The organism is Aquimarina spinulae, from assembly GCF_943373825.1.
Lineage (GTDB): Bacteria > Bacteroidota > Bacteroidia > Flavobacteriales > Flavobacteriaceae > Aquimarina > Aquimarina spinulae.
Genome location: NZ_CALSBP010000002.1, coordinates 3,397,256 through 3,419,128 on the forward strand (window position 1 = coordinate 3,397,256; position 21,873 = coordinate 3,419,128).

Genomic DNA, 21,873 nt, shown 5'->3' on the forward strand with positions numbered 1-21,873 from the left:
TGTATTTTAATACATTCACCAAATAAAGAGTGTGATGTACCATATTAATTTAGAAACCATATAAAGGGAATATAGATTTGCTTGATAAATTTAAAAAACAAGCAATGAGACATATTATAAAATTATCAAATATTGGAAGTGTTATTTTCTCTGTATTTTTTATGATTAGCTGTAATTCTAGCGATGATGATTCTACAATTCTAACACCTGGGATTACGATAGAAGAAGGAAAACTTAAGGACTTTCCATTATTTGGAATACAATACAAAGAAATAAATATTGTTGATCCAGAGATTGTAGAAAATAAAGAAGTGAAATACGGAGATATTAAAATTACTGTATCTAGTACAACTTCTTTAGATAATATAAGTGCATCTATAACATCGGCAGAGCTCAACCTGAGTAAGTTTAGTATTTCTCCTGGTAATGAGATCGGATTATCTTATGAAGATCAAAAGATAAATGTATATACAATTAGAGCTGCCATTGGCGACAAAGAAGAGTTACTTCATTATAATGTTAGTATTGTAAAAGAAGTAGAGCCAGTACCAGAAACTCTAAAAATAACAAACTTCACTTTTGAAAAAAGTAAAAACCCAGGTTTGCCAAATGATATCACGATTTCAAGAACTATTGAAGATACAGGAAGAGATAAGATATATCTTTTTGTACCTCTGGGGACAGATTTTACAAAGCTAATACCTACTATTACCTATGATGGAACAAAGCTTTTTTATACCCAGGATTCTTCTGTAGCGCCTGTAGACATGGATGCAGAATATCCTGATGGAAACGCAAGTATTGATTTTAAATATCCTAAGAATTTTATATTAGCAGTTAAGGACAAGAATAATGATAAACTTAGAACTACTACAGTAATTGTTGATGTAATAAACCCTCTTGAAATAGAAACAGTATCTATTACAACCCCAGATGCAACAGAAGGAAATTCAGAAACATTTACAGTTACAAAATGGATTAATCAAGGAAATCATATACTCGAATATGAAAAAGCTACTACCTATGAAAATCAAGAGCCCATAACTCCTACCAGAGTGATTACAGCTCGTAGAACTTTACCTTCAGGAGGGTTAATACCAGGTGAAAGCAGAGATGTATCAGTAACAGTAAATTCTAGAGATTACCCACAGGGGACGTATAAAACGACAGCAGTATTTTACCCCAGCATAAAATATAATAAAGGAATTGATGATGTATTAGAATCCGTAAAACTAAGCATTACTTCAAAAATCGTTAAATAATTAGAATAATTTTTTAGGAGTATAAGAACTAAACAAAAAAAGTCACGGCTTATACCGTGACTTTTTTTGTGCTTATTTTATAAAATGTTATGCTGTTGTAGTTACTGCTGGTATTACTGCAACTTTCTTTTTACTAAACCTAATTTTAATACGGTGTACAATAAAGAATAGCACCGGAACAATAATTAAGGTCAGGAATGTGGCTATGATTAGTCCATAGATAACGGTCCAGGCTAGTGGCCCCCAGAAAATTACATTATCACCACCCATATATATTTTTGGATTAAACTCAGAAAATAAAGAGAAAAAATCTATGTTTAACCCTATTGCCAGAGGTATTAATCCTAATACTGTAGTAATTGCAGTTAATAATACTGGTCGTAAACGAGCCCTACCTCCTTTAATGATTACTTTCATTACTTCTTCATTGGGTAACAGATCTTTTTCAGGAACATTAAGTTCTACTTTTTTACGATCTATCAAAAGTTGAGTATAGTCTAGTAGAACTACTCCATTATTTACCACAATTCCGGCTAATGAAATAATCCCCATCATTGTCATCATGATTACAAATGAAGCTCCGGTAATTAATATTCCTCCAAAAACACCTATAAAACTTAGGAAAATGGCAATCATGATTATAGTAGGTTTCGAGATTGAGCTAAACTGAAAAATAAGAATTAACATAATAAGTCCAAGCCCAGAAAAGAAAGCACCCATTAAAAATTTCATTTGTTTGTCTTGTTCTTCTATCTGACCTGTGTAATCAATTTCAACATCTTTTGGAGGTTTCGAAAAACTAGCCATTTCGGTTTTGATCTGGGATACAATTGCTCCGGCATCTGTATAACCAGGTTGAAGACCGGAGTATACTGTAACTACTCTTTTGGCTTTTTTATGCTTAATAGCACTAAAAGAGGAAGTATTTTTTTGCGAAGCTACTGTAGAAACAGGTATCTCTTTTAGTTTTCCTGTAGCTTGATCTCTAAATGTAATATTTTGGTTAAACAGCGCGCTTGTATTATATCGATTAACTTCATTAAATCGCACATAGATATCATAATCTTCTCCTTCTTTTTTATAAACTCCGGCTTTTTCTCCAAAGATTGAACGACGTAATTGATTACCAACCTGGCCGGCAGCCACACCTAATTCACCTGCTTTTTCACGATCTACAACCACTTGCATAGCAGGTTTCCCTTTATTAACATCAATTTTTAATTCCTCAATACCAGGGATGTTTTTTTCATTAATAAAGTTACGCATTTGTTCTGCAATATTGATCAGTTCGTCATAATCGGGCCCCTCGATTTCAATATTAATAGGGTATCCTGCAGGAGGACCTACTGCATCTTTTTCTACAGAAATAGCAACCCCAGGATAAATTCCTTTTAAGGCATCCTGTACTTTTTGGCGAAGTACTTCAGAATCTTTTCCTTTTCTGAATTTGTATTCCCTCATCACCGCTATGATTTTAGCACGATGTGGCATTTCTGCACTGCTTCCTCCATCGGTTTGTGGATTAAATGCACCTTCTCCTACTTGAGAAACCGCAGTTTCTACCAAGAAATTATGATCTTTTCCTTCTATATATTCCTTACTGTTTAAGACAGCATATACCCTCTTTTCGATATCAATAGTAATTTCATTGGTTTTTTTGATATCAGTACCCTGCGGATATTCAATATAAACGATAATTTGGTTGGGTTTGTTATCAGGAAAGAATTCAATTTTAGTACGTTGATTCCCAACAGAAGCTCCAAACATTGCAAATACAATAAATAGGAGTAAAAATGTTCCAAAGGTAAATCCATAGACACGCCATCCTTTTAAAGCAAAGGCTAGAAATTTTTGATATTTATTTTCTAACCAGGCCAGAATTCTTTTTTGAAAGAAATTTGCCCCTTTTTTAAGCACATATTTGTATACCCAGAACATGATTGCAGTAAAGATCATAAGGCTTCCTAAGCCTCTTACAGCTCCTCCAAAGATGAGTATAAAAATACCAATACCTCCTAAAATAGCACTTAAGCGTATCAATTGTTTTACAGAGAGTTCTTTTTCTCCAATTTCCATAAATTGGGAAACCAACATAGAGTTAATAAATATCGCTACAAATAGAGAGGATCCAAGTACTACCGATAAAGTAATAGGGAAATATATCATAAACTGTCCCATTACACCAGGCCACATTCCTAAAGGAACGAATGCTGCTACTGTAGTCAAAGTCGAGATGATTATTGGAAATGCAATTTCACCAATACCTTTTTTTGCGGCTTGTATTCTCGACATGCCTTCTTCTTCCATCAAACGGTATACATTTTCTACTACTACAATACCATTATCTACCAACATTCCTAATCCCATGATTAATGCAAATAGGATCATAGTATTCATAGTATATCCCAAAGCAGATAGAATCATAAAGGACATAAACATAGACATAGGAATAGCAAACCCAACAAATAATGCGTTTCTAAATCCTAAGAAGAACATCAATACTCCAACCACCAATATGATCCCGAAAATAATATTGTTGACCAGATCATTTACCTGGTTAATAGTTTTCGAAGATTCATCGTTAGCAATATTTATATTTAAATCCTTAGGGAATACATTTTCTTCGGCATCTACTATGATTTTCCTTATTTTTTCGGCAGCTTCGACCATGTTTTTACCAGAGCGTTTTTTAACTTCGAGCATGACTACATTGTTCCCAAAATCTCTGGCATAAGTAGTTTTGTCTTCATCTCTAAAAGTTACTTTGGCAATATCACGCAAATACACTGCACCATCCTGAGATTTAACAACAAAATCATCTAATTGTAAAGGATTATTGATTTCACCTAATATTCTAATAGTACGTCTTTGTCCATTAGTAATCATATTTCCGGCAGACATAGTAATATTTCCATTACGGATTGCATTAATGATATCATCAAAACTTACTTTGGCAGCCATCATTTTATAGATATCCACAGCAACTTCTACTTCTTTTTCCTGAGCACCTCTGATGTCTACTTTTTTGATTTCGGATAGATCTTCAATTTTATCTTCAAGGTATTCTCCGAATTTTTTTAATTGATCAACTGGGTAATCTCCAGTGATGTTGATGGCCATAATCGGAGTTTCTTCAGAAATACTTAAATCAAAAACATTAGGTTCTACCTTAGCACCATTAAAAGTAGGCCAGTCTTCATTTGCTTTTTCAGAATCGACTTCATCTTTTACCTTTTGCTTAGCTGCCGGTACAGAAAGTTCTTCATCAAACTCTACGGTTATAATGGCATAATCTTCTTGAGAAGTTGAAACAACCTCTACTACATTACTTACATTTTTTAATTTATCCTCTAGTGGATCAACGATTAGGCGTTCTATATCTTCTGCGGTATTTCCTGGATAAGGAACACTAATGTATATTTTGGTTTCATTGATCTCAGGAAAATTTTCTCGTGGCATAGAAAAATATGCCGAAAGCCCTAAAATCAGAAATATCCCAATCATTACATAGATGGTAGTAGGGTTATCTATAGCCCAAGATGATAATTTAAATTCCTTATCTACCTTTTTCTTATTAACTTCTTCCATAGGAGTGTTAGTTTAAAATTTTAACTTTCTGACCATCTTTTACACTTCTTGCACCTTCACTAATTATAGCATCACCACTATTAAGACCTTTGGTAATCTCTATGAGGTCTCCTTGTGTTTTCCCTGTTTTAATAATTACTCTTTTGGCTTCCGCAATATTTTCAGAATTCTTATCCAGAGTAACATAAGTATATTGATCTCCTTCTGCATTTTCAGAAATGATACTTTGTGGGATTAGTATCGCTTTTTCATTAGTGTAATCATTAATTTTTACTTTGGCAGTAAGATTTGGTTTTATGGTTCCTCCATTCGAAGGAATACCAACTTCTACCATAAAAGAACGATTGTTTGGATTGATATAATTTCCTACTTGGCGAATCTTTGTGTTAATTGTCTTTCCAAGAATTGGGAAATATACTTCTACATCTTTTCCTTTAGTGATATTTGGGATATAACGCTCCGGGACTTCTGTTTCGATATACATATCATTTAAATTAACAATGCGTATTAATGCAGACTGTCCGGGAGAGACAACACTTCCCTGTTCTGTAATAACATCATCAATAATACCAGAAAATGGTGCGTTTACAGTTGTTTTTGCTAATTGGCGTTTGATCTGGTTTACCACATTTTGTTGAGCTTCAAAATTTGTTTTAGCTTCCAGGTATTGAATTTCTGAACCAATTTTTTGATCCCATAGTCTTTTTTGACGATCAAATGTTGTTTTTGCTAATTGTGCCTGTACTTCTACCTGAGACAATTGTTGGCTTAATCCACCATCATCAATTCTGGCTAATAATTGTCCTTTAGATACTTTTTGTCCTTCTTTAACATAAACTCGGGTTAAGATACCGCCCATTTCGGGATACAGAACTATATTCTTTTTGGTTTCAACATTTCCTTGTAACTCCAGAAAATGATTAAACAAAGTATCTTTGGCCATAATCGTAGTTACCAAAGGAAGTTTTTTTACAGAATCTAAAGAAGCGATTGCCTCGTCTAATTGTTTTAATTGATCAGCAACAGCTTGTTGCTCGGCTACTATCTCGGTTCTTTTTGCACGTAATGCTTGTAGATTACCGTCTTCTATAATTTTATCAATAGACTTTGTATTATTTTGTCCACATGAAATGATAAGAAGTGATATAGATAATATGGTAAGTATCTTTTTCATAATATGGTTAATTATTATTTGGTGTATTTAAAATCGTTTCTAGTTCAGCCTTTTTGTTGATAATATTAAGCATAGCATTCAATACTTCATTCTGAGAAGAGTATAGCTGTAATTGCGCTTGTCTTAATTCAAAACTAGAGGCAAGGCCTTCTGTGTATTTAATCTGATTTTTTTTCTCTATTCGCTCTGCTAGTGTGAGATTTTGCTTTGAAGTATCATAACTTTCTATCGAAAATTTATAATCACTTATTGCAGTATCATACTTAAGTTGTATTTCCCGTTGAATTCTCAAAAAATCGGTTCTCGATTGTTCGTCAGCTATTCTGGCCTGTTGTGTTCTGGCACTTCTTTTTAAAGAACTGAAAATCGGAATCTTCAGGCTCGCTCCCAAAATAGAAGATTGAAACCAGCGTTGATCACTATCCAAAAAAGTAAAAGAATTACTATTGGCTTGTGTACCATAATTAACAAAAGCAGACAAAGAAGGGAGTGCCCTACTTTTTTCTAGTTTTAACTCTAACCGCGTTTGTTCGGTAAGAAGGTGTGCTAATCTGTAATCTATATTATTTTCTATGTTAAATGGTTTGGCAGTAACAGATTGATCCATGTTTTTTAAAGCAAGACCATCTAAATTATCGGAAAACACAATATTCGAATCAACAGGAACTCCAAGAGTTAAATTAAACATTTGCATAGCGATTTTTTCTAACCGTTCTGCGTTATTAAACTGATTCTTAATCTGTAATAAAGTAATTTGTAGTTGTTCTACATCTTCTTCTTCGGCCAGACCATTCTCAAAAATCTTCTTTGTTTCCAGATAATTTTTCTCTAGAGTAGCGACATTATTTTTAAGAATCTTTACGCTTTCCTGAGCCACAAGTACACTTCCATATGCGTTAATGACACCTTTACGGACTTCGAGTTGGGTTTTTTCTTCAACATCATTGTTATATTGTAAAAAACTCTTTGCGGCTTGTAAACCAACTAAATAAGAACCATCAAAAATAAGCTGACTTAGAGTTGCTGTTGCCGATGCTTGTTGTTTTGTTCCAAAAACAACAGGAACAAAAGTCCCAGGCTCTCCGCCGGTAACTTCTCCTGGTAATAGCGAAACAGGTTGTTTTAATTGATTTTGATAATCGACCAATGCGCTAATTTGAGGAAGACCATCTGCTGTGGTTTCCCATTTTCTTTTAAGTGCTTTTGCTACATCACGTCTTGCATTAATAGATTGATAACTGTTTTCTAATGCGAATTCTATCGCTTCATCTAGTGTAAAGGAATATGAAGAATTTGCTGGTGGCTGTTGGGCTAATATTGTGGTTGTAAATAACCAACCCAGACAGATTAACCAAAGGTTGTTTCTCATAGATATTACTCTTTTATTAGTAGATTGTTTAAAATTTTTAATCCTTTTTCTGTTGCAATGCCCCTAACATGATATTCCAGATAATCTGCCATAAGCTGAGTTATAGGAAATTTTTGCATCGGAAACATTTCCTGATCCTTTATTCCGATCATTCCATTAAAATATATTCTTGAAATAAATTGGATGTCTATATTTTTTCTAAAAACCTCCTTTTTTATTCCTCTATCCAGGTTTTCAATAACACACTCTTGCATAACCTCAAATTGTTTTGCTTTAAGAGTTTTGTATATCTTCGGATAGTATTTTTGAAGTTGATATTGTGGTGCGGTCTTTTCATTTTTCAGATGATGCATCACAAAAGCTTTAATTGCATACAATTCTTCGATAGGCCCATTTTTTTGATCTACAATAGTGTCTATTCCATTAGAAATAGTACAAAAAAGATGATCTGTAGTTGCCTTTACCAGTGCTGTTTTATTTTGAAAATGTGTGTAAATTGTCTTTTTAGAAATTCCCATCTCTGTAGCAAGATCATCCATTGTGACACTCTTAAAACCCAGGTTCAAAAACATATCATTAGCTTTTTCTATTATTTTGTCTTTCATTAAAAGGGTTCTTTTTTTTGCCAAATGTACATCTGGAAACTTTAAAAACAATAAAAGTTTCCTGAGTTTCACAAATCTTTAACATTATGCCCAGATTTTGATCAATACAATGTTTTAAATACGAGATTATGATTAGCATTAGTTTTTTAAAAAGTTTCAATTACTTTAGCATAAAAAAATACTGTGCACACAATTTCTGATTATCAGAGGTATTTTTTAGAATATCTATCTAAAAAAACGATAACTAAAGAACCCAAGAATCTTTATGAACCAATATCTTATATTCTTAATCTTGGTGGTAAACGATTGCGGCCGATTTTGGTATTAATGGCTTCCGAAATTTTTGGAGGAGATTACAAAAAAGCTTTAGATGCAGCATTGGCTATAGAGGTTTTTCATAATTTTTCACTAATACATGATGATATAATGGATGATGCCCCTCTTAGGAGAGGAAAAGAAACTGTTCATGAAAAATGGGATATAAATACAGGAATTCTTTCTGGAGATGCAATGTTAATTAATGCTTATCAATTGTTTGAAAATTATGAAGGAAATACTTTTAGAGAGCTGGCTAAACTATTTACCAAGACAGCAATAGAAGTATGTGAAGGACAACAATATGATATTGATTTTGAAACCAGAGATGATGTAACTATTCCCGAATATATCCAAATGATAGAATATAAGACGGCGGTTTTAGTTGGCGCAGCGATGAGAATGGGAGCTACCGTTGCTAATGCTCCAGAAGATTGTAGGTCCTCAATTTATGATTTTGGAAGATTATTAGGATTAGCATTTCAACTTCAGGATGATTATTTGGATGCTTTTGGGGATCCTAAGACTTTTGGTAAACAAGTAGGAGGGGATATTATTGAGAATAAAAAAACTATTTTGTATCTAAAAGCTTTGGAATTTGCAAGTGAAGAGGAGCGCATGCAATTAAAAGAATTATTTTCTCTTACTCCTAATAACCCATCTCAAAAAATAGATATTATAAAACATCTTTTTGAGACTACCGGAGCAAAAGATAAAACACGATTAGAAATTGAAAAATATACCAATAAAGCATTTTCGGTTTTAGAAACCCTCTCTATTACAGAAGATAAAAAAGCGATATTGAAATCATTTGGAGAAAAATTAATGAATCGAAGTGTCTAACAGATATAATCTTATTACCGCAAAGCAATTAATAGATGAGGTGTCTAATTCTGATTTGTATCCTCAGTTTCTGGCGCAATTACAAAAAGATCTGAATCGTGCAGGGATTGATTATGATATCAAAAGTAAAACACCTCAGGATCTGTTTTCTGAAGTGGCGTACTTGCTTGTTGAAAAATTGCAGAATGCTTTTAATGAGTATCTTAATTTGTTGTATGCTGTAGATGTCTCTGAAACTAAGATAAGAAGCCTGGATTCTGAAGATAGTGTTGATATAGCAGAATATGCTGCGTATTTGATTCTAAAGCGAGAGTGGCAAAAGGTTTGGTATAGAAACAAAGGATGAGATTCTATTGATCAAAAATTTATCTTAGATGTAAAATAGGATGTAGAATAACTAGAAATTTTAAACGTATGAAGTTCTATAGTAGTATTTTCTTATTTTTTGTATTAACCATTAATTATGGTCAGGATATTTCTCAAGATAAGATAAACATTTCTTATGAAGAGTTTTTGAGAGAAGTTGGTAAAAAAGAAAGAGATACTTTGATTAAACAATTATCCAAAAGATATCACTGTTCAGAATATTTCTCGGGGAACATTTACTATTATTATAAAAATGATCAATTAAAATTGATAAAGCATATCTATAAGCAAAACTGGGATAATAGTTTAGAATATTACTATATCGAAAATGATACACTACAGTTATTTACAACATTTACCGAGATTATTCGATCTAATACTCGTTATACCAAGAGCGAAAGAGAAACGTCTTTTTCAATGGAGAAAGTGTTAGATGTTACCGAGAATCGAACATTTTTACAGCAAAATCGTATTGTAATGTGCCATGAAAGGAAGGATATGAAAAAACAATCAGAGTGGGATCAGGATTTTTTTAATACGCTTAGTTTTAAAAAAGCAGATTGTACTACAGATGTTGAAGATCTACGATATAAATATAGGACACTTCGCAAAGCTGAAAAAAAACTCGTGAAATATGGAGGAAAACCACATAATTGTATTTTTTATTTGTGGTAAGGCAATTTTTTAGAAAAACACACTAATAAATGGGGTGTAGGCGCTTCCGTAGATACTTTTATCACTGTCATAAAGGAGGTCATAACGAATACCAACACTTACATTACCTATACGGTAACCACCACCAATGAATAGCGACGGATACCAATAATTTTCTTTCAGGTCTTGTGCGTTTTCAATTTCAAGAGTTCTCGAAACTCCCATTTCCTGAAACTCAAGTGAGAGTCGGATTTCTCGTATTGGGCTATAAAAAGCAAGTACACTTCCTCCGTAATTGGTCGCTGTAAAATTGTTAGATTCGATATATCCAAAACTAACACCCATTCCGGCAGCAAATTGTTCATTAAAATTATATAGTACTGATGGTTCGATTACCCCACTAAAAGTATCATTACCAAAACCAATTCCCAGATTGCCTCCAAAACTAACATTGGACCAAAAACCATCGTTTTGAGAATAACTTTTTTGTAAGGAAAATAAAATTGAAAGAACTAAGACAAGGATTTTAATATTTTGATGAACATTTACTTTCATTGTTAATTTTATGAAAAATTATAATATAAATATAAATAATTCGATACCTAATATACCGTAATTATTGTATTTTTGTGGCGTTTTATTATTTAAAAGACAGTTGAATACTTACATATGGATAAATATTCATTTTTAAATGCGGCTAATACCGCATTTTTTGCAGATTTATATGATCAATATATACAGAATCCTGATAGTGTAGAACCTAGTTGGAGAGCATTTTTTCAAGGATTTGATTTTGGAGTAGAAAATGCTAATGGTTCAGAAGAAACTATGTATGTTGATCAAGCACCAGGAGAAACTGTTGCTATTCCCCAAAATGTTCAAAAAGAATTTCAGGTAGTTCGATTAATAGACGGATATAGAACTCGAGGGCATTTGTTTACCAAAACAAATCCTGTAAGAGAGCGAAGAAAATATATCCCAACATTGTCTTTAGAAAATTTTGGATTAAGTCAAGTTGATCTTAATACAGTTTTTAATGCAGGAGAAATTATTGGGATAGGTCCCAATACATTAAGTAATATTATTGTTCACCTAGAACAAATATATTGTGATTCTGTTGGTATCGAATATATGTATATTCGTGACCCAGAAGAACGAGAGTGGATACAGGCTCGGGTTAATTTTAATACCAATAGAACTAAGTTTTCTGTAGATCAAAAGAAACATATCCTTAGAAAATTAAATCAGGCAGTTTCATTCGAAAGCTTTTTACATACTAAGTATGTTGGCCAAAAACGATTCTCTCTCGAAGGAGGAGAATCTCTTATTCCTGCTTTAGATGCATTGGTAGAAAAGGCAGCTAATCTGGGAGTAAAAGAATTTGTAATGGGTATGGCTCACCGTGGTCGTTTAAGTACACTTACAAATATTTTTGGAAAAAGTCCAAAAGATATCTTTAGCGAATTTGATGGAAAAGACTACGAGGAGGCAATATTTGATGGGGATGTAAAATATCATTTGGGTTGGACCTCTAAACGAGAATCAGATTCTGGAAAAGCAATTAATATGAATATTGCTCCTAATCCATCACATCTTGAAACAGTAGGTGCCGTGGTAGAAGGAATAACCAGAGCAAAACAAGATACACATTATAAAGAAAATATTTCTCAGGTGTTACCTATAGTGGTTCATGGAGACGCAGCTGTAGCTGGACAAGGACTTGTCTATGAAATTGTTCAAATGGCTCAGCTAGATGGATATAAAACCGGAGGAACTATACATATAATAGTGAACAATCAAATTGGGTTTACGACTAACTATTTGGATGCACGTTCATCAACGTATTGTACCGATGTTGGTAAAGTTACCCTATCACCTGTTTTACATGTAAATGCAGATGATGCAGAAGCAGTTGTTCATGCAACTAATTTTGCATTAGATTTCAGAATGAATTTTGGTCGTGACGTATTTATAGATTTACTTGGATATCGTAAATATGGTCATAATGAAGGAGACGAACCACGCTTTACTCAGCCTAAGTTATATAAAGCTATTGCTAAGCACAAAAATCCAAGAGATATTTATGCAGAAAAATTGATTTCTGAAGGTATTATAGATAAGGATTATGTTGCTAAACTTGAAAAAGAATATAAAGCATCCCTCGAAGAAGAGTTAGAGGATTCTCGTAAGCTGGAAAAAACTGCGATAACTCCATTTATGCAGGATGAATGGGCTGGTTTTGAAAGAGTACAAGAAGATAAAATGATGGAAGTAGTTGATACTACTTATCCAAAAGATAAACTTACAGAAATAGCAGAAGTTATTACCAAGCTTCCTTCGGATAAAAAGTTTCTTCGTAAAATAGAAAAAATAGTAAATGACCGACATAAAAGATTCTTTGAAACAGACCAATTAGACTGGGCAATGGGAGAACTATTAGCTTATGGTTCTTTGTTAAAAGAAGGGTACGATGTGAGAATGAGTGGGCAAGATGTAGAAAGAGGAACATTCTCGCATAGACATGCTGTTATCAAAGTAGAAGACAGTGAAGAAGAGGTAGTGCTGCTAAATAATCTAAACGGTGATCAGTCAGATTTTTATATCTATAATTCATTATTGTCAGAATATGGAGTAGTAGGATTTGATTATGGATATGCCATGGCAAGTCCAAAGACTTTAACGATCTGGGAAGCGCAATTTGGAGATTTCAGTAATGGTGCACAGATTATGTTGGATCAATATATTTCTTCTGCAGAGGATAAGTGGAAATTACAAAACGGTTTGGTGATGTTATTACCACATGGTTACGAAGGGCAGGGGGCAGAACACTCTTCGGCTCGTATGGAACGATATCTTCAACTTTGTGCAAAAGACAATATGTTTGTTGCCGATGTAACAACACCTGCTAATTTGTTTCATTTACTACGTAGACAAATGAAAGCAAAATACCGTAAACCTTTAATTGTATTTACGCCAAAGAGTTTATTACGTCATCCTAAAGTACATTCTTCTGTAGATGAATTTGTCAATGGTAAGTTTCAAACACTATTAGATGACCCGGATGCAAAAGCTACAGCTGTAGAAACACTGGTTTTTTGTACTGGTAAATTCTATTATGACTTATTAGAAGAAAAAGAGAAACTAGAAAGAAAAGATATTGCTTTGGTACGAATAGAGCAATTATTTCCTTTGCCAGTGGCAGAGATGGATGCTATAATCAAAAAATATAAAGCAGATGAGGTGGTTTGGGCACAAGAAGAACCACGCAATATGGGTGCGTTAAGTCATATGTTAATGAATTATGATGAAGCAAAAACATTTAGATTTGCAAGTAGAAGATCATATGGAGCTCCTGCAGCAGGTAGTGCAACCAGATCTAAGAGAAGACATCAACAAGTAATTGATTACGTGTTTGATAAAACAAAAAATAATCAAAGAAGATAAAAATTTAGTAAATAAGTAAGTATAGTTAAAAGTTTCCGAAGGAAATTATACAAAGGATAAATTCAGAATTATGGCTTTAGAAATGAAAGTCCCATCACCGGGAGAATCTATTACAGAAGTAGAAATAGCTCAATGGCTTGTTGAGACTGGTGATTATGTCGAAAAAGATCAGGCAATTGCCGAAGTAGACAGTGATAAAGCAACTTTAGAATTACCCGCTGAGGTAAGTGGAGTTATCACACTTATGGCAGAAGAAGGTGATGCGGTAGCAGTAGGTCAAGTAGTATGTCTTATTGATACAGAAGCGGCCAAACCAGAAGGTAGTGCTGCTAAATCAGCTCCTGCTAAAGAAACTCCAAAAGTAGAGGAGAAAAAAGAAGAAACTCCGGCAACTCCTGCTAAGACAGAAACATATGCTACAGGAACCGCTTCTCCTGCAGCTAAAAAAGTACTTACGGAGAAAGGTATAGATGCTAGTCAGGTAAAAGGAACAGGCAGAGACGGGCGTATTACTAAAGCTGATGCATTAGATGCAAAACCAGCATTGGGAACTCCTGGACTAGGAAGTAGGGGAGAGTCGCGTCATAAATTATCAATGCTTCGTCGTAAAGTAGCAGAACGTTTGGTTTCAGTTAAAAATGAAACAGCTATGCTAACCACGTTTAACGAAGTGGATATGCAACCTATTTTTAACCTTCGTAGTCAGTATAAAGAAACATTTAAAAGTAAGCATGGAGTAAGCTTAGGATTCATGTCTTTCTTTACTCTTGCCTGTGTACGAGCGTTAAAGATGTACCCATCTGTAAACTCGATGATTGATGGTAAAGAGATGATCTCTTATGATTTTCAGGATATTAGTATTGCGGTTTCTGGCCCTAAAGGACTAATGGTACCTGTAATTCGTAATGCAGAAAACCTAAGTTTCAGAGGAGTAGAATCAGAAGTGAAACGATTAGCAATTCGAGCACGTGATGGTCAGATTACTGTTGATGAAATGACAGGAGGAACTTTTACTATTACTAATGGTGGAGTTTTTGGTAGTATGTTATCTACACCAATTATTAATCCTCCACAGAGTGCTATCTTAGGGATGCATAATATTGTAGAGCGTCCAATTGTAAGAGATGGACAAATTGTAGTAGCACCTATCATGTATGTGGCATTATCTTATGATCATAGAATTATCGATGGTAAAGAATCTGTAGGATTCCTTGTAGCGGTAAAAGAAGCATTAGAGAACCCAGAAGAATTACTAATGGATAATAATGTGACTAAAGCTTTAGAGTTATAATAAAGCATTTTTAGTATAAAACAAAAGCGCCTCAACTATATAGCTGAGGCGCTTTTGTTTTTGGAAATTAAAATAAGAATCTATGGCTTAATTTGTAGAGTATTGCTTTTTTTCTATATAGTTTGATGCTTTGTAAAAGCTTTAGAAAGAATATGTACTGCACGATCGATTTCTTGTTTGGTAGTGTTTTTACCTACCGAAAACCGAAATGTCCCTTTGGCGTATTCATAATCAGATAAAGTTGATTTGAGTATGTTAGATAGATTAGTTGCACCAGAATGACAGGCTGAACCCGCAGATAGAGCTATTTCATTTCTTATGCTGAATATAACCGCATTCGCATCAATATTTCTAAAACTAATATTGAGAGTATTGGGTAAAGTTTTTTGTAAATCTCCATTTATAATGGTATCCAGATTTAGGCTGTTTAATTGTTCTAGCAAATAATTTCTCATTATTTGCATTTGTGTTGTGTTTATTTCAAATTCTTGATAAGCAATTTCAGAAGCTTTTCCTAAACCTGCTATATACATCGTATTTTCGGTTCCTGGCCGTTTGTTAAATTCATGACTTGCGCCATGCATTAATTTTTGCAAAGAGGTTCCGTTTTTGATATATAATGCCCCAATACCTTTTGGAGCATAAAATTTGTGACCAGCAATGGTTAATAAATCGACATTTAGATCGGCAACGTTAGTTATCACTTTGCCTATAGATTGTGCAGCATCTGTATGAAAAATAACATTGTGTTTCTTTGCGATTTCACCTATTTCCTGTGTTGGTTGTATGCTGCCAATTTCATTATTGGCATGCATAATAGAAATTAAAATAGTTTCTGGTGATATTGCTTTTTCAATTTGATTAATATCAACAATTCCGTTTTTATCAACATCTACATAAGTAATTTTGAATCCTTGGTTTTCTAGGTGTTTGCAGACTTCTAGTACAGCAGGATGTTCTATTGATGATGTGATAATATGGTTTCCTTTTGTTTTATGGGCCAATGCTGCACCGATGATTGCATAGTTATTTGATTCTGTTCCACCACTGGTGAATATAATTTCTTGGGGAGCGGCTCCTATAAGATTTGCTACTTGTTTACGAGCTTTTTCGATAGCTTCTTTGGCTTTTATTCCTTGGGTATTAATACTAGAAGGGTTTCCATAATGATTAGTTAAAAAAGGAAACATTATATCTACCACTCTAGGATCGATTGGTGTAGAAGCGTTGTAGTCTAAATATATAAATGGTGTGTTCATATTAGGTCATCCTTGTTTTAATAATGATTGATGATATTATGGTTAATACTCCTATTGTAATTATTGTAATATCTACTTCAAAAAATTGAGCCATACTTATTGTTAATAATGCACCAAAAGCATACCCTAAATCTCTCCATAACCTAAAAACTCCAATACTTTGAGCTCTTTGTTTAGGGTGTGTAAAACTTGCAATAGCAGATAAAAAAGTTGGATATACAATGGCTGTTCCTGCTCCCAAGATCGATGAGAGTGTAAGGAATTGGATTAAAGATGTTGCCCAAAACATTAAAATTAATGCTATGCCTTGTAATGCCATTCCTATAAATAGCATCATTTTTTTATTGTAGTGATCAGATAGTTTTCCGGTTACTAGTTGTCCGATTCCCCATATAGCAGGATATACAGCAACAATGATTGCGATATTTTTTAAACCAAAACCTCTATTGGCCAGGATAATTGGAAGTACTCCCCAGATCATTCCATCGTTTAGGTTGTTAATAAACCCTGCTTGTGAGATAGATCCTAAATTATTGTCTTTCCATGTAGTGTCCCAAAAAATGTTTTTAAGAGGTTTTATGTCATTTATTTTTGTTTCTGCTGCAACGTGTTTTGCGGTATCTTTTATAAAAAAAATGCTAATCAATAAACCCAATACAACAAAACCAATACCCTGATAAAATGGATACGGGCGTAAACCATATTCAGAAGCGATCCATCCTGTAGTAAATGCAACAAGAGCAATAGAAAAATATCCAAAAGACTCATTAAGCCCCATGGCTAACCCACGGTGTTTTTCTCCTACTAAGTCGATTTTCATTACTACGGTACTAGACCAGGTTAATCCTTGATTAACTCCTAACAATACGTTGGCAAAAATAATCCAGTTCCAATGTTGAGCATGGATTAAGATAAACGGAATAGGAATAGCTATTAGCCATCCGATAATCAATAGATTTTTACGTCCTATACTATTTGCTAATACTCCTGTAAAATAATTGGTAAAGGCTTTTACGGCTCCAAAAACAATTATAAATGATAATACTGTAGAGGTGGCAATAATTGAGAATTCTTCTTCTGCTAATTTTGGAAGTATAGTACGTTCTAATCCTACCATTCCTCCAACAAAAGCATTTACAATCAACAAAAGTGTAAATTGCCTCCAGTTTTCTTTCAGCCCTAGTTGTATGTTTTTTTCTTCCATTTGGTTATAATTAACTTGTTGAAAAAGAAGATTAAGAAATGGCGCAACGATTTGCACCTGCTTCCAGTTCAATTAAATCTGTTCCTTTTGCACTTCCTTTTATATTTAGCTTTACGATTTCTTCATAATTTGGCGGAGTTTCAGGAATTTTTTGCAGTAGGCTATCAATAAAATCTTCTTCATTAAGTTGTAATACATTCACATTGTTATTTATGTCTTCGAGACTACTACATACCATGTTATTATCAAATGAAACAGGGTGACTAATATGACCAGGGTAAACAATAAGCGAGTTTTGAAGTGTAACTAATTTTTGTAATGATTGATATAGTAAACTGGCCTTTCGCTTTGCGATTTCTTTTGTAGCTTTTAAGTCTGGTCTTCCGACACCTGTTGTAAATAATGTGTCTCCAGAGAATAAGGATTCATTATTTACTAAGTAAGAATAACTTTCATGTGTATGTCCAGGGGTATGGATTGCTTCAAGCTTAGCATTGCCGAAGTTGAGAATAGTGCCATCTGTAATTGGCTCGAACTTATATGTTACTATATTTTGATCGGGAAGTAATAAAATAGCATTGGATTTCTCTGCTAGCTGTTTTCCTCTCGAGAAATGATCTGCGTGGATATGAGTATCTATAACATATTTTATTTTCCAATTATTTTGTTCAGCGATATTGGTATAAACCTTAGCATCTATAGAGGCATCAATGATAATTGCTTCTCCATTATTTTCTAGGATATAGGATAGGCAACCTTTTCCTGTTCTACGAATTTGAATGATTGTTGTTTCTCTACTGTCCTTTGTTTGTGCTGTATTCCATGCGGTTGTCCATTCGCGCATTCCACCTTCTAAAGAGTATGCTTTTATACCTCTTTCTTGAAGTTGTTTTGCAGCTATTAAACTAGTTTTACCTGCACCACAAACGGTTACAACTGGTGTGTCTTTTGAAAAATTAATTCCTGAAAATAGATTTTTTTCTCCTGCTTTTAGTTGCGTATAGACATCTACAAAATCACTCTCAGGAATTTTCCATTCTTCGCGTTCTTCTTTAGGTCTTACATCTAAAATTTGAATAGGAACCTTGTTTTCTAATAAAGTTCTGAGATCTGCTACTTTGATCGTTTTTGTATTTTTCAAATTCATAGTACTCTTTATTTTAATTAACTGGTAATCCTTTTTGTTTCCATTCTAGAACTTCTTCCTGAAGGCGAATTGCATCATAACCCTTTTCTTGAAGATATTGAACTGCTTCATCTGCAAAAACACATAAAGGACCTCTGCAATACACTATTATTTGCTGGTTTTTTGGGAGTTGAGCTATGTTGTCTTTGAGAGATTCTATCGGTATGGATTTTGCATTTGCAATTGCTTCTTTTTTAAATTCTTTTTCAGGTCGAACATCTAAAAAATATAAATCATCAAGATTGGTGCTGGCCAATATTTCATCGATGTTGATCGAAGATACCGATGCAAATTTCTCTTGTTTAAAGTTTTGTATAGTTGCCTGTATTTCTAGACTGTTTTGTAAGCTAAAACTTTGTAGAGAGTTCCAGAGTGTATATACATTTTTATTAGATAAGGAGTAAATTACATAATGCCCACTCTTTGTGGTTTTAAGAAGTTTTACTTTTTTAAGTACTTGTAGATGCTGTGAAGCATTGGCGATTGATATTCCTACCTCGTCTGCAATTTGTTCTACAGAATAATCGTCTTGAGATATAAGATTAAGGATTCGAAGTCTATAAGGATTTGCTAAGGCTTTTGCCACATTAGCAATTTCCTGATAAATACTGTTTTTAAATTCTTGTTTATTCATTATAAATTCAATTATTCAACAAATATATTGAATAATTGAATTAAAACAAATTTTTAATACATTTTTTGATGCTCATAAGATTATAACTCATTAAAAAAAAAGGTGTTAATGTGAGTTTTATACTAGTGTCTGCAAAACTGTTGAGAGATAATTGGATCGATCACTAAAGGGCAATTGACTTAATAAAATGATTTCATCGAGAGAACGTGTTAATGTATTTTGGGTACTCTATGATTCTCTATTTTAACTGTAATTATAAAATCATTTCGGCATAAGGAAGTATCGTATGGTATCCTTTTTTCTTAAAGTATTCCATTTCTGAAGAATTTCCGGTAACCAAAACAAAATCTCCTCCCCAGCCGCCGAGGCTTTTAATACTATCCGGATAATCAGGAAATAAGGTAGACTTTACAGTGGGAGCTTTAATAATTTTAGAAATAATTTCTTCATGTAAATCTAGTAGTGTATTAAACTCATCTAGAGTAGAACAATCCAATATTTTAGACGTAATTTCGTTTATTGCTACTTCGGCATTATCAAAATCTTTTAATGGTAATGCCTGATAATGTTTAATAGAAGCTTTACTATCCTGCTTTTGGTTTAAATAAATAAAAAAAATATTTTCCTTAAAAGGAGGGTCGAAACTAGCAGCTTTTACTGTAGGATTGCCTTCATTGCGTTTGTATAGAATAGGAGAATCATGCTGCGCACATGCAATATCATACCCACTGCCTCCAAAGCTTTTTTCAAGTAAAGTAAATGCATTTACTTTTGCCCATTGTGCAATGTTATTAATTAAAGTAGAAGAAGATCCAAGTCCCCATTCCTTATGAAACTCTAATCTGCTTTCTATACGATATCCTTTTCCAGAGGGAAGAAAATTAGGATTTAATTCTTTTGCGACGTTAAGAATATCAATGAGAGTAGTAGCAATGTTATTTTCTTCACTAGTATCCTGAGTTTGTTTAAAAGTATTGTCTTCTAGGATTAGATTAGTCTCAAACCAACAATGTCCTTCTTCATCAAAGCTTTTCCATAGCATTTGAGAAGAATCACTTTCTTCAATTAGTAACCATTGCCCTTTTTTGGTAGGTATCGCTAGAGCGCATGCTCCATCTAATACCAAATATTCGGCTGTAAGCAATAATTTACCATGACTATAAAAGGATTTTTTCATTTTAAGCCCTTAGTTTTTCAATCTGTGTTACTACTTCACTATGGGTAACAGCATTTGTTTCAAAATATTTTATAAGTTGTTTTTTTTCGTCTTCTGTGGCTTTAAATTGATTTAGGATATTCATCAAATGCATTTTCATATGCCCTTGTTGTATTCCTGTAGTGATTAGTGAATTTATGGCTGCAAAATTTTGGGCGAGCCCTGCCACAGCTGTTATTTCCATAAGTTTTTTGGCATTAGGTTTTTCGAGAAGCTGCAATGCTAATTTTACTAAAGGATGAAGAGAAGTTAAGCCGCCAACAGTACCTAGTGCAAGAGGTAATTTAATAGAGAAAGTTAAAATGTCATTTTGTATTTCGGCATGAGTAAGGCTTGTATATTTACCATTTCTCGATGCATAAGCGTGTGCTCCTGCTTCTATTGCTCTAAAATCATTTCCTGTTGCTAATACTACTGCATCGATACCATTCATAATCCCTTTGTTGTGTGTTACTGCACGGTAGGGTTCAACCTCGGCAATGCGCACTGCTCTTACAAATTTGTTGGCATATTGCAAAGAAGAAAGTGATGGTGTACTAGGTAAATCATTAATGTCGCAAGATACAGAAGCTTTTACCAAACACTGTGGGACATAATTAGAGAGAATACTCATAATAATCTCAATATCTTTTTCTGTATCAGAAAAACTATGGTATTCTTTCGCCTCTGTAATCATTGTTTTCGCAAACTGTTCCAGGCAGGAGTTAATAAAATTTGCTCCCATAGCATCTACAGTCTCAAAAGTACAATGCAATTGATAGTAGTTATCAATTTCTGTGGTTTTATCTCTAAGCTCTATGTCAATTACTCCACCACCTCGTTTTTCCATATTTTTAGTCATATGGGACACAGACGCTAATAACTTAGGTTTAATTATAGAAAAAAATTGCTGTAGTTTTTCAGATTTTCCGGCATATGTAAAATGTACCTGTCCAACTTTTATAGTTGATAGTACTTCGGCTTTAAAACCACCCCGTGTTTGCCAAAATTTAGCAGCTTTACTTGCTGCGGCAACCACAGAACTTTCTTCGATAGTCATGGGCAGGGTATAGCGCTTATTATTAATAAGAAAATTTGGCGCTACCGAAAAAGGTAGGTAATAATTAGAGATCGTGTTTTCGGTGAATTCATCATGAAGCTGTTGAAGCCCGTCATCAGAATTCCAATAGGTAACTAAAGTGTCTACTGCATTTTGATCGTCATTAAAATGGTGTTTTGCTAACCATTTGATTTTATCAGCTTTAGAGAGTTTAGAAAACCCAGAAACTACAGGTGCCATTATGTTTGTTATTATTGGTGGCTTCAAATATACTATTCTGTTTTATCATACACATAGCTAAATGATTTTAGATATATCTAAAACATTATTCTTGATATGTTGATTGAGGTATGAATTGAGAAATAGAATTTTTTTTAAGATTACTGTTTTAGGCAATAAACAGGTGTAAATGATTGTTTTATGA

General features: G+C 33.5%; 17 protein-coding genes. 6 read left to right on the forward strand and 11 right to left on the reverse strand.

What is annotated here, in order from left to right:
* The first annotated feature begins 104 nt into the window (after positions 1 to 104).
* On the forward strand, positions 105 to 1,262 hold the full coding sequence (locus tag NNH57_RS20065) for a hypothetical protein (RefSeq protein ID WP_074409516.1): 1,158 nt from the start codon (positions 105 to 107) through the stop codon (positions 1,260 to 1,262).
* Between the two features lie 87 nt (positions 1,263 to 1,349).
* Here NNH57_RS20065 and NNH57_RS20070 read toward each other — a convergent pair whose 3' ends face one another.
* The 4 genes from NNH57_RS20070 to NNH57_RS20085 are packed head-to-tail and all read right to left on the reverse strand — an operon-like array spanning position 1,350 to position 7,998.
* A complete protein-coding gene (locus tag NNH57_RS20070; protein WP_108807964.1) occupies positions 1,350 to 4,850 on the reverse strand; it encodes an efflux RND transporter permease subunit in 3,501 nt (1,166 codons plus the stop codon).
* Between the two features lie 7 nt (positions 4,851 to 4,857).
* Positions 4,858 to 6,024 carry an efflux RND transporter periplasmic adaptor subunit gene (locus tag NNH57_RS20075; protein WP_074409518.1) on the reverse strand — a complete coding sequence of 389 codons (1,167 nt, stop codon included), beginning with the start codon at positions 6,022 to 6,024 and terminating at the stop codon, positions 4,858 to 4,860.
* Positions 6,025 to 6,031: 7 nt separating this feature from the next.
* Positions 6,032 to 7,393 (reverse strand): TolC family protein, encoded by a 1,362-nt coding sequence (locus tag NNH57_RS20080; protein WP_074409519.1) that lies wholly within the window; start codon positions 7,391 to 7,393, stop codon positions 6,032 to 6,034.
* Positions 7,394 to 7,398: 5 nt separating this feature from the next.
* Positions 7,399 to 7,998, reverse strand: coding sequence for a TetR/AcrR family transcriptional regulator (locus NNH57_RS20085; protein WP_074409571.1), 600 nt, complete (start codon positions 7,996 to 7,998; stop codon positions 7,399 to 7,401).
* 183 nt (positions 7,999 to 8,181) lie between these two features.
* Between NNH57_RS20085 and NNH57_RS20090 the strand changes: the two genes are divergently transcribed.
* The 3 genes from NNH57_RS20090 (at position 8,182) to NNH57_RS20100 (ending at position 10,197) form a co-directional block, all read left to right on the forward strand.
* Positions 8,182 to 9,156, forward strand: a complete 975-nt coding sequence (locus NNH57_RS20090) for a polyprenyl synthetase family protein (protein WP_108807963.1) — start codon at positions 8,182 to 8,184, stop codon at positions 9,154 to 9,156.
* Positions 9,149 to 9,502, forward strand: a complete 354-nt coding sequence (locus tag NNH57_RS20095) for a hypothetical protein (RefSeq protein ID WP_074409521.1) — start codon at positions 9,149 to 9,151, stop codon at positions 9,500 to 9,502. The genes NNH57_RS20090 and NNH57_RS20095 overlap by 8 nt, the downstream gene beginning before the upstream one ends.
* A gap of 68 nt (positions 9,503 to 9,570) precedes the next feature.
* Complete coding sequence (locus NNH57_RS20100; protein ID WP_074409522.1) at positions 9,571 to 10,197, forward strand: hypothetical protein; 627 nt, start codon at positions 9,571 to 9,573, stop codon at positions 10,195 to 10,197.
* Between the two features lie 9 nt (positions 10,198 to 10,206).
* On the opposite strand, the gene NNH57_RS20105 is transcribed toward NNH57_RS20100, so the two are convergent.
* Positions 10,207 to 10,731, reverse strand: a complete 525-nt coding sequence (locus NNH57_RS20105) for a hypothetical protein (RefSeq protein ID WP_074409523.1) — start codon at positions 10,729 to 10,731, stop codon at positions 10,207 to 10,209.
* A gap of 114 nt (positions 10,732 to 10,845) precedes the next feature.
* Between NNH57_RS20105 and NNH57_RS20110 the strand changes: the two genes are divergently transcribed.
* Positions 10,846 to 13,620 (forward strand): 2-oxoglutarate dehydrogenase E1 component, encoded by a 2,775-nt coding sequence (locus NNH57_RS20110; RefSeq protein ID WP_074409524.1) that lies wholly within the window; start codon positions 10,846 to 10,848, stop codon positions 13,618 to 13,620.
* A 70-nt stretch (positions 13,621 to 13,690) separates the two neighbouring features.
* Complete coding sequence (odhB, locus tag NNH57_RS20115; protein ID WP_108807962.1) at positions 13,691 to 14,911, forward strand: 2-oxoglutarate dehydrogenase complex dihydrolipoyllysine-residue succinyltransferase; 1,221 nt, start codon at positions 13,691 to 13,693, stop codon at positions 14,909 to 14,911.
* Positions 14,912 to 15,024: 113 nt separating this feature from the next.
* On the opposite strand, the gene NNH57_RS20120 is transcribed toward odhB, so the two are convergent.
* The 6 genes from NNH57_RS20120 to NNH57_RS20145 all read right to left on the reverse strand — a co-directional run bounded on the left by NNH57_RS20120 (position 15,025) and on the right by NNH57_RS20145 (position 21,689).
* Positions 15,025 to 16,170: a cysteine desulfurase family protein gene (locus NNH57_RS20120; protein WP_108807961.1), complete on the reverse strand. Its 1,146-nt coding sequence runs from the start codon at positions 16,168 to 16,170 to the stop codon at positions 15,025 to 15,027.
* Position 16,171: 1 nt separating this feature from the next.
* A complete protein-coding gene (locus NNH57_RS20125; protein ID WP_243721240.1) occupies positions 16,172 to 17,446 on the reverse strand; it encodes an MFS transporter in 1,275 nt (424 codons plus the stop codon).
* Positions 17,406 to 18,521, reverse strand: a complete 1,116-nt coding sequence (locus NNH57_RS20130) for an MBL fold metallo-hydrolase (protein ID WP_108807960.1) — start codon at positions 18,519 to 18,521, stop codon at positions 17,406 to 17,408. The genes NNH57_RS20125 and NNH57_RS20130 overlap by 41 nt, the downstream gene beginning before the upstream one ends.
* Before the next feature lie 13 nt (positions 18,522 to 18,534).
* Positions 18,535 to 19,194: an ArsR/SmtB family transcription factor gene (locus NNH57_RS20135; protein ID WP_074409529.1), complete on the reverse strand. Its 660-nt coding sequence runs from the start codon at positions 19,192 to 19,194 to the stop codon at positions 18,535 to 18,537.
* Between the two features lie 253 nt (positions 19,195 to 19,447).
* On the reverse strand, positions 19,448 to 20,371 hold the full coding sequence (locus NNH57_RS20140) for a GYDIA family GHMP kinase (protein ID WP_108807959.1): 924 nt from the start codon (positions 20,369 to 20,371) through the stop codon (positions 19,448 to 19,450).
* A gap of 1 nt (position 20,372) precedes the next feature.
* A complete protein-coding gene (locus tag NNH57_RS20145) occupies positions 20,373 to 21,689 on the reverse strand; it encodes a hydroxymethylglutaryl-CoA reductase, degradative (protein WP_108807958.1) in 1,317 nt (438 codons plus the stop codon).
* Between the last annotated feature and the right edge of the window lie 184 nt (positions 21,690 to 21,873).